The sequence below is a fragment of the Kosakonia sp. MUSA4 genome (assembly GCF_013085925.1).
Lineage (GTDB): Bacteria > Pseudomonadota > Gammaproteobacteria > Enterobacterales > Enterobacteriaceae > Kosakonia > Kosakonia sacchari_B.
Genome location: NZ_CP025697.1, coordinates 746,364 through 755,184, shown reverse-complemented (window position 1 = coordinate 755,184; position 8,821 = coordinate 746,364). Strand labels below are relative to the sequence as shown.

General features: G+C 53.2%; 10 protein-coding genes. 6 read left to right on the top strand and 4 right to left on the bottom strand.

Annotation, left to right across the window (positions count from 1 at the left end; genetic code table 11):
• Nucleotides 1-523: 523 nt before the first annotated feature.
• A complete protein-coding gene (gene gmhB / locus C0557_RS03535) occupies nt 524-1,090 on the bottom strand; it encodes a D-glycero-beta-D-manno-heptose 1,7-bisphosphate 7-phosphatase (RefSeq protein WP_074775129.1) in 567 nt (188 codons plus the stop codon).
• Between the two features lie 187 nt (nt 1,091-1,277).
• On the opposite strand from gmhB, the gene metN reads away from it, so the two are divergent.
• The 6 genes from metN (at nt 1,278) to proS (ending at nt 6,861) form a co-directional block, all read left to right on the top strand.
• Nucleotides 1,278-2,309, top strand: coding sequence for a methionine ABC transporter ATP-binding protein MetN (gene metN / locus C0557_RS03530; protein WP_074775127.1), 1,032 nt, complete (start codon nt 1,278-1,280; stop codon nt 2,307-2,309).
• Entirely contained in the window at nt 2,302-2,955 is a 654-nt protein-coding gene (locus C0557_RS03525; protein ID WP_074775125.1) for a methionine ABC transporter permease MetI, read from the top strand. The genes metN and C0557_RS03525 overlap by 8 nt, the downstream gene beginning before the upstream one ends.
• Nucleotides 2,956-2,994: 39 nt before the next feature.
• Nucleotides 2,995-3,810 carry a methionine ABC transporter substrate-binding lipoprotein MetQ gene (gene metQ, locus C0557_RS03520; protein WP_074775123.1) on the top strand — a complete coding sequence of 272 codons (816 nt, stop codon included), beginning with the start codon at nt 2,995-2,997 and terminating at the stop codon, nt 3,808-3,810.
• A gap of 108 nt (nt 3,811-3,918) precedes the next feature.
• Nucleotides 3,919-4,326 carry an Rcs stress response system protein RcsF gene (gene rcsF / locus C0557_RS03515; protein WP_208657496.1) on the top strand — a complete coding sequence of 136 codons (408 nt, stop codon included), beginning with the start codon at nt 3,919-3,921 and terminating at the stop codon, nt 4,324-4,326.
• Nucleotides 4,323-5,030, top strand: coding sequence for a tRNA (N6-threonylcarbamoyladenosine(37)-N6)-methyltransferase TrmO (gene tsaA / locus C0557_RS03510; protein WP_208657495.1), 708 nt, complete (start codon nt 4,323-4,325; stop codon nt 5,028-5,030). Before rcsF ends, tsaA begins: the two co-directional genes overlap by 4 nt.
• 112 nt (nt 5,031-5,142) lie before the next feature.
• Nucleotides 5,143-6,861: a proline--tRNA ligase gene (gene proS, locus C0557_RS03505; protein WP_072440180.1), complete on the top strand. Its 1,719-nt coding sequence runs from the start codon at nt 5,143-5,145 to the stop codon at nt 6,859-6,861.
• Nucleotides 6,862-6,946: 85 nt separating this feature from the next.
• On the opposite strand, the gene nlpE is transcribed toward proS, so the two are convergent.
• The 3 genes from nlpE to C0557_RS03490 are packed head-to-tail and all read right to left on the bottom strand — an operon-like array spanning nt 6,947 to nt 8,642.
• Nucleotides 6,947-7,642 (bottom strand): envelope stress response activation lipoprotein NlpE, encoded by a 696-nt coding sequence (gene nlpE, locus C0557_RS03500; RefSeq protein ID WP_208657494.1) that lies wholly within the window; start codon nt 7,640-7,642, stop codon nt 6,947-6,949.
• Nucleotides 7,643-7,677: 35 nt separating this feature from the next.
• The gene (gene arfB / locus C0557_RS03495) at nt 7,678-8,100 is read right to left on the bottom strand and encodes an alternative ribosome rescue aminoacyl-tRNA hydrolase ArfB (RefSeq protein ID WP_043954914.1); all 423 of its coding nucleotides are present in this window, start codon (nt 8,098-8,100) and stop codon (nt 7,678-7,680) included.
• The gene (locus C0557_RS03490) at nt 8,097-8,642 is read right to left on the bottom strand and encodes a YaeQ family protein (RefSeq protein ID WP_208657493.1); all 546 of its coding nucleotides are present in this window, start codon (nt 8,640-8,642) and stop codon (nt 8,097-8,099) included. The genes arfB and C0557_RS03490 overlap by 4 nt, the downstream gene beginning before the upstream one ends.
• Nucleotides 8,643-8,821: the final 179 nt, after the last annotated feature.

Sequence of the window (8,821 nt, the reverse complement as noted above, 5' to 3'; positions counted from 1 at the left end):
TAGTTATCCCCCTCCATCAGGCAGTTTCCCAGACATTACTCACCCGTCCGCCACTCGTCACCCGAGAGCAAGCTCTCTGTGCTACCGTCCGACTTGCATGTGTTAGGCCTGCCGCCAGCGTTCAATCTGAGCCATGATCAAACTCTTCAATTTAAAGTTTGATGCTCATCGAATTAAACTTCGTAATGAATTACGTGTTCACCCGTGAGACTTGGTATTCATTTTTCGTCCGAGGACGTTAAGAATCCATGTCACCTGAGTGCCCACACAGATTGTCTGATAAATTGTTAAAGAGCAGTTGCGACGCGGCTTTCAGCTCACTGTCGCGAGGTGGCGTATATTACGCTTTCCTCTTTCAGAGTCAACCCCGATTTTCAGGATTTTTTCTCTTCCAACTTAACGTCGCTGCGGGATGTTCTTCGCTAGCGCCGTGTCGATGGAGGCGCATTATAGGGAGCCGGAGAGGAATGACAAGCGGAAAAATGCATTTTTATTTCAACCGCTCATCTTTTCGTCATAACGGTTATTTTTGGTGCTTTTTAATAGCTAAAGGCAGCTCCGCAAGGCTATTAATCACCCAATCAGCGCTTTTTTCCGCTTCCGGTGTGACCGGTTTCCCCGTACGCACTAAGACTTTCGTTCCCACTTGAGCAGCCTGTGCCGCCTGCATATCTTCTATTTTATCGCCTACCATATAAGAAGCAGCCATATCGATGTGCAGGGAATCGCGGGCAGAGATCAACATCCCCGGATGCGGCTTACGGCAATCGCACACCTGACGAAACTCTTCAACGGTTCCCTGCGGGTGATGCGGACAATAATAGATGCCGTCCAGATCCACACCGCGATCGGCCAGCGACCAGTCCATCCACTCGGTCAGCGTTTCAAACTGCGCTTCGGTAAATTTACCGCGAGCAATACCAGACTGGTTCGTTACCAGAACCAGCGCGTAGCCCATCTCTTTAAGTTCGCGCATGGCATCAATGACGCCATCAATAAATTCGAAGTTATCGATCTCATGCACATAGCCATGATCAACATTAATCGTGCCATCACGATCGAGGAAAATAGCGGGTACTGACTTTGCCACGGGTTTACTCCTGAAAAAGGCATAGAGGCTTAGTATCTCATGTTTCGCAACGCAGGAAAGTGCTCATCATTGCAAGCGACGTTGATTTAGACGTCTGGATGCCTTACCATCCGCTCTGTTTACGGGTACGCCCGTAACCGGCAGAACAAAATGCCACGGCTAACTCTTATACGATAAAAATAATCTAATGATTAAACTTTCGAATATCACCAAAGTGTTCCAGCAGGGGAACCGTACTATACAGGCGCTGAACAACGTCAGCCTGCATGTTCCCGCTGGTCAAATTTATGGCGTTATTGGCGCATCAGGTGCGGGGAAAAGTACGCTTATCCGCTGCGTTAACCTGCTTGAGCGTCCGACGCAAGGCAGTGTGCTGGTCGATGGTCAGGAACTGACCAAACTCTCTGAAGCGGAATTAACTAAAGCTCGCCGCCAAATTGGCATGATCTTCCAGCACTTTAATCTGCTGGCATCGCGCACCGTTTTCGGTAACGTCGCGTTACCGCTGGAGCTGGATAATACTCCGCGTGACGAGATCAATCGCCGGGTAAAAGAGCTGCTTGATCTGGTCGGTCTTGACGATAAACATGACAGTTATCCAGCCAATCTCTCCGGCGGGCAAAAACAGCGTGTGGCAATCGCCCGTGCGTTGGCCAGCAACCCGAAAGTGCTACTGTGCGACGAAGCCACCAGCGCGCTGGATCCGGCAACAACCCGATCCATTCTTGAATTACTGAAAGACATCAACCGTCGCCTCGGTCTGACCATTCTGCTGATCACTCACGAGATGGATGTGGTTAAGCGCATTTGCGACTGCGTGGCCGTTATCAGCAACGGTGAACTGATTGAGCAAGATACGGTGAGTGAAGTCTTCTCCCATCCGAAAACGCCGCTGGCGCAGCAGTTTATTCAGTCCACGCTGCATCTCGATATTCCGGAAGATTACGCACAACGCTTGCAGGCGGAACCGCAGGCTGACAGCGTACCAATGTTGCGTATGGAGTTTACCGGTCAGTCGGTGGATGCGCCGCTGTTGTCTGAAACCGCGCGTCGTTTCAACGTGAACAACAACATTATTAGCGCGCAGATGGATTACGCGGGCGGCGTGAAGTTCGGCATTATGCTGACGGAAATGCACGGCACTCAGCAGGATACCCAGGCGGCCATCGCCTGGTTGCAGGAACACCATGTAAAAATAGAGGTACTCGGTTATGTCTGAGGCAATGATGTGGCTCTTTGCCCGCAGCATCTGGGAAACACTGTTTATGACCTTTGCCTCCGGTCTGCTGGGGTTTGTCGTGGGTCTGCCGTTTGGCGTGCTGCTGTATGTCACGCGTCCGGGTCAGATTATGCCGAACCCGAGCCTGTATCGGGTGATCTCTGCGCTGGTAAACATTTTCCGCTCCATTCCGTTCATTATTTTGCTGGTCTGGATGATTCCTTTTACGCGCGTGATTGTCGGCACCTCAATTGGTCTGTACGCCGTCATTGTACCGCTGACGGTTGGCGCCGCGCCGTTTATCGCCCGTATGGTGGAAAACACCCTGCTGGAGCTGCCGGCAGGTTTGATTGAAGCTTCCCGTGCGATGGGCGCGACGCCGATGCAGATCATCCGCAAAGTGCTATTGCCGGAAGCGCTGCCAGGCCTTATTAATGCTGCGACCATTACGCTGATTACTCTCGTGGGTTATTCCGCAATGGGTGGTGCCGTCGGCGCTGGCGGTCTGGGGCAGCTGGGGATCCAATACGGCTATGTGACCTATAACCCATTAGTGATGAATACCGTACTGATATTACTCGTGGTTCTGGTTTACTTAATTCAGTTCGCGGGCGATCGTATCGTCCGGGCAGTGACGCACAAATAACGTTACACAACATAACGACTCTGAGAGAAGGGAAATAACATGGCTTTTAAATTCAAGACCTTTGCAGCGGTAGGTGCTCTGCTTGGTTCTCTGGCGCTGGTCGGATGCGGCCAGGATGAAAAGGATCCGAATCACATCAAAGTCGGTGTGATTGTTGGTGCTGAACAGCAGGTTGCCGAAGTCGCACAGAAAGTGGCGAAAGAGAAATATGGCCTCGACGTTGAACTGGTGACTTTTAACGACTACGTGCTGCCAAACGAAGCGCTGAGCAAAGGCGATATCGATGCTAACGCCTTCCAGCACAAACCGTACCTCGATCAGCAGATCAAAGATCGCGGCTTCAAACTGGTTCCGGTCGGCAACACTTTTGTTTATCCGATTGCAGGCTACTCCAAAAAAATCAAATCACTGTCTGAATTGCAGGATGGTTCTCAGGTCGCCGTACCAAACGATCCGACTAACCTCGGCCGTTCCCTGCTGCTGTTGCAGAAACAGGGTCTGATCAAATTGAAAGACGGCGTGGGCTTGATGCCAACCGTACTGGATATCACCGAAAACCCGAAAAACCTGAAAATTGTTGAGCTGGAAGCGCCGCAGCTGCCGCGCTCTCTGGATGATGCGCAGATTGCACTGGCGGTAATCAACACCACTTACGCCAGCCAGATCGGCCTGACTCCGGCAAAAGACGGCATCTTCGTTGAAGATAAAGACTCCCCGTACGTGAACCTGATCGTTGCCCGTGAAGATAACAAAGACGCGGAAAACGTGAAAAAATTCGTCCAGGCTTTCCAGTCTGATGAAGTGAACGAAGCGGCGAACAAAGTCTTCAATGGCGGCGCGGTGAAAGGCTGGTAATCTCCTCAGTCTGTAATATCATTCAAGGCGGGCGAAAGCCCGCCTTGTCATTTGTGCACGTCCCTGATTCAATAAGCGGCGTTGAGAAAATCACTTTGAGGAAAGATTATGCGTGCTTTACCGATCTGTTTATTAGCACTCATGTTGAGCGGCTGCTCCCTGCTAAGCAGATCCCCTGTCGAACCGGTACAAAGTAGCGCAGTGACGCCAAAATCAGAGCCGGTAAAACCGAAAGTGACACGCCCTGCCCCGGTGCGCATCATCACGGATGCACAAGATTTAGTGGGTAAACCGTTCCGCGATCTGGGTGAAGTAACCGGTGAATCCTGTCAGGCAAACAACCAGGACTCCCCGCCGAACATCCCGACCGCCCGCAAACGCATGCAGATTAATGCCTCGAAAAAAGCCAAAGCCAATGCCGTTCTGCTGCATAGCTGTGAAGTGACCAGCGGTACTCCGGGCTGCTACCGCCAGGCCATCTGCGTGGGTTCCGCACTCGACGTTTCGGCAAAATGAATACCTTTGCTTTCGGGCAAATAGGTGTCATCCGTTCGCCGTATAAAGAGAAGTTTGCCGTACCGCGCCAGCCGGGTCTGGTGAAATATGGCGGCGGCGAACTTCACTTGCTTCCTCCCTATAATCAACCTGATGCGGTGCGCGGCCTCGAAGGGTTCAGCCATTTGTGGGTGCTTTTCGTTTTTCATCAAACGATGGAAGGCGGATGGCGTCCTACCGTGCGCCCGCCGCGGCTCGGGGGCAATGCAAGAATGGGCGTGTTCGCCACACGATCTACGTTTCGCCCCAATCCGATCGGCATGTCGCTGGTCGAATTAAACGGGATCCGCTGTCATAAAGATCAGGTGATTTTACAGCTCGGCAGCCTGGATCTGGTCGATGGCACGCCGGTGGTAGATATCAAACCTTACCTGCCCTTTGCCGAAGCTGTACCCGATGCGCAGGCCAGCTATGCACAGCAGGCGCCGGTTGCCGATATTCCGGTTAGCTTTACACCCGACGTGGAGTCGCAACTTAGCGGGCTGGAAAAGCGTTATCCCCACTTTAAAACCTTCTTGCTGGAAGTGCTGGCGCAGGATCCGCGTCCGGCCTACCGAAAAGAGGAAGAGCAAGGGAAGACTTACGCCGTCTGGCTGCTGGATTTTAATGTGCGCTGGCGCGTAACGGCGGCGGGATTCGAAGTCTTTGCGCTGGAAGCGCGCTAATTTTATTCCCCTCTCTTTTGGCATCTCTGCCAGGCTGATAAACTAAACCACTTTTTTTGTGTCAGGCCTGATTTCGGGCCTGTTCCGATTGTCCAAATGGAACCGTAACAACATGCGTACTAGCCAATACTTGCTCTCCACTCTTAAGGAGACGCCTGCCGACGCCGAAGTCATCAGCCATCAGCTGATGCTGCGCGCCGGGATGATCCGCAAACTGGCCTCCGGGTTATACACCTGGCTGCCGACCGGTCTGCGCGTCCTGAAAAAAGTCGAAAACATCGTGCGTGAAGAGATGAATAACGCCGGTGCGATTGAGGTGTCCATGCCAGTGGTACAGCCAGCCGATCTGTGGCAGGAAAGCGGCCGCTGGGAGCAGTATGGCCCGGAACTGCTGCGTTTTGTTGATCGCGGCGATCGCCCGTTCGTCCTCGGCCCGACTCACGAAGAAGTCATCACCGATCTGATCCGTAACGAGCTGAACTCCTACAAACAGCTGCCGCTGAACTTCTTCCAGATCCAGACCAAGTTCCGCGATGAAGTGCGCCCGCGCTTTGGCGTTATGCGTTCCCGCGAATTCCTGATGAAAGATGCTTACTCTTTCCATACCTCTCAGGAATCCTTGCAGGAAACCTATGATGCAATGTACGCCGCCTACAGCAAAATCTTCAGCCGTATGGGGCTGGATTTCCGCGCTGTACAGGCTGATACCGGCTCGATCGGCGGTAGCGCATCTCATGAATTTCAGGTGCTGGCGCAGAGCGGTGAAGATGATGTGATCTTCTCTGACTCATCCGATTTCGCCGCCAACATTGAGTTTGCTGAAGCGCTGGCGCCAAAAGAGCCGCGCGCTGCCGCCACGCAGGAAATGACGCTGGTTGATACGCCAAACGCGAAAACCATCGCCGAACTGGTTGAACAGTTCAACCTGCCGATTGAGAAAACGGTAAAAACGCTGCTGGTGAAAGCGGTAGAAGGCAGCAGCTATCCGCTGGTTGCGCTGCTGGTACGCGGCGACCACGAACTGAACGAAGTGAAAGCGGAAAAACTGCCGCAGGTTGCTGCGCCGTTAACTTTCGCCACCGAAGCGGAAATTCGCGCCGTGGTCAATGCCGGTCCTGGTTCCCTTGGCCCGGTAAATATGCCAGTTCCGGTGGTGATCGACCGTACCGTTGCCGCGATGAGCGACTTCTCTGCAGGTGCGAACATCGACGGTAAACACTACTTCGGTATCAACTGGGATCGCGATGTCGTGACGCCGGAAGTGGCGGATATCCGTAACGTTGTCGCTGGCGATCCAAGCCCGGACGGTAAAGGTACGCTGCTGATTAAACGCGGTATCGAAGTGGGTCATATTTTCCAGCTCGGCACCAAATATTCCCAGGCACTGAACGCAGCGGTACAGGGTGAAGATGGCCGCAACCAGATCCTGACCATGGGCTGCTACGGTATCGGTGTAACGCGCGTGGTGGCGGCAGCGATCGAGCAAAACAATGACGAGCGCGGGATCATCTGGCCGGACGCTATCGCGCCGTTCCAGGTTGCGCTGCTGCCGATGAACATGCACAAATCCTACCGGGTGCAGGAGCTGGCGGAAAAACTCTACGCCGAACTGCGCGCGCAGGGCATTGAAGTGCTGATGGATGACCGCAAAGAGCGTCCAGGCGTGATGTTTGCTGATATGGAACTGATCGGTATCCCGCATACGGTGGTGATCGGCGATCGCAACCTCGACAACGACGATATTGAATACAAATATCGTCGCAACGGCGAGAAGCAGCTCATCAAAACCGGCGACATCCTTGATTACCTGGTGAAAGCCATTAAAGGCTAAGCCGACAAAAAGCCCCGCTCTGGACTGCACCCCAAAAGTTGGACACCCAACTGAGTAAGGTGCAGTTTTTTATGGTGCCGGAGGCTTAATCATCACAGTCTTTGTTGGCGCTGAACTGCCCTTTCTTATTGATGACCAGCACTTTCTGTGGCGCACCGGTATCCGGGTTCGGTTCAAAGGCAAAATGCCCTTCCACCACCAGCAGAATCGGTTTGCTTTCGGTACCGCGCGCTGCCGCATAATCGCGCTCAAGCTGAGCATTGCTTGCCACTGAAACCTGCTTCCCGGTTGCACAGTCCGTAAACACGGCAGCATCAGCCATATATCGGTACATACCGCGCATTGCCATTGGCGTTGCCGGCAGCGACGCTTTCACCGGTTGCAGCGTGTAGTTGAGTTGCGAGTGAATCGGATTGCCTTCCCGATCCAGCATCTCCAGTGCATCACCCTTCGCACGGAAATACGTTTTGTCACCCTGAGTATCGGTAAGGATCAGTTTATCGGCCGTACGCGCCCAGTTGCCGTAAGAGCCAAATGCCGCCGGACCTTTTCCGCCCTGGTAGCGCTGGTTCATTACCCAACTGCCATCCTTTTCCAGAAACAACGACGTTTCGATACCTTCGCAATCGGCACAGGGTAAAACGCCGCGCCAGCTCTGCTGCATCGGTTTCAGCTCTTCAACTTGCGTCGGCTGCATCATTTCGTTATCACCCCGATTATTACAGCCGAAAAGGGCAAACAACGTACACCCGGCCAGCAGAGATAAAATCGCTTTTTTCACACTCGATTCCTTATGCTCAATTCTGTTATTGCCCGTCACCCATCATGGCGACGGACTTTTCCACGCAGCGCTTTTACCGACGACTTTTGCGCCTTGCCCGTTAACCGGCGCTCTTTCGATGCGCGGGTCGGGCGCGTTGCCCGACGGCTCTTTTGCACTGCGGTCAATTCTTTGATCAATGCCACCAGACGCGCGATCGCCGCTTCGCGGTTCATCTCCTGGCTGCGATATTCCTGCGCTTTTATCACAACCCAGCCATCGCTACTGATCAGATGGTGCGAAGCTTCCAGTAAACGCGCCTTATAATACTCAGGCAGGCTTGACGCCCGAATATCAAAACGCAGGTGGATAGCGGTCGAACTTTTATTCACATGCTGGCCACCCGCCCCCTGCGCCCGCACGGCGGTGATCTCCAGCTCATCCTCAGCAATGGAGACAGTGCGGGAAATCGTAATCATGGCTGCTGCCAGGCTTCAAGGTGGAATTCCCGATTCTGCGTATCATCGGAAAGCCAGATGGCGCCATCCTGCAAGGTGGCCTGTAGCGTCATGGTGCGATCGTTGGCAAATGCGCTGAGCGCCGCCAGTTGCTCATCATCCAGATACCAGATGCTTAAGTTGCCGAAGCTCGCGCAACGGCTTTGATTTTGCTGCCACCAGATCTGCGCCGCCCGGGAATTGTAGACAAATAACGCCACGTCTTTCGCCTGTGTACAGGCTTTCTTCAACCGTTTTTCGTCCGGCAGCCCCAGCTCGATCCACAAATCAATTCCCAGATAATCATTGCGCAGCCAGGCTTCCGGCTCATCTTCAGCGCTCAGGCCGCGGGTGAATTGCAACCGCTCATCGGCGTATTTGATCCACGCCAGCAGACGCAACATCAAGCGCTCCTGGGTTTCAGAAGGATGGCGGGCCAGCGTCAGCGTCGCATCTAAAAACTGATTACGATCCAGATCGGCAACATTCACCGTCGCTTTATAAATAGTCGCTTTTAAGGCCATAACACCACTCCTGCATAAAATGGCCGCTATTGTAGCGAATTCAGGGTCAAAGCGCTGTTATCTCTTGTACGCATCATTCGCCATCACGCTGATAATGGCGGATAAGCTATGGTATAGTCGCCTTGCTAAACAGTATTAATCTTCGTAGGCTTAGTGTTATCTCACAGTAAAGTCAGGTA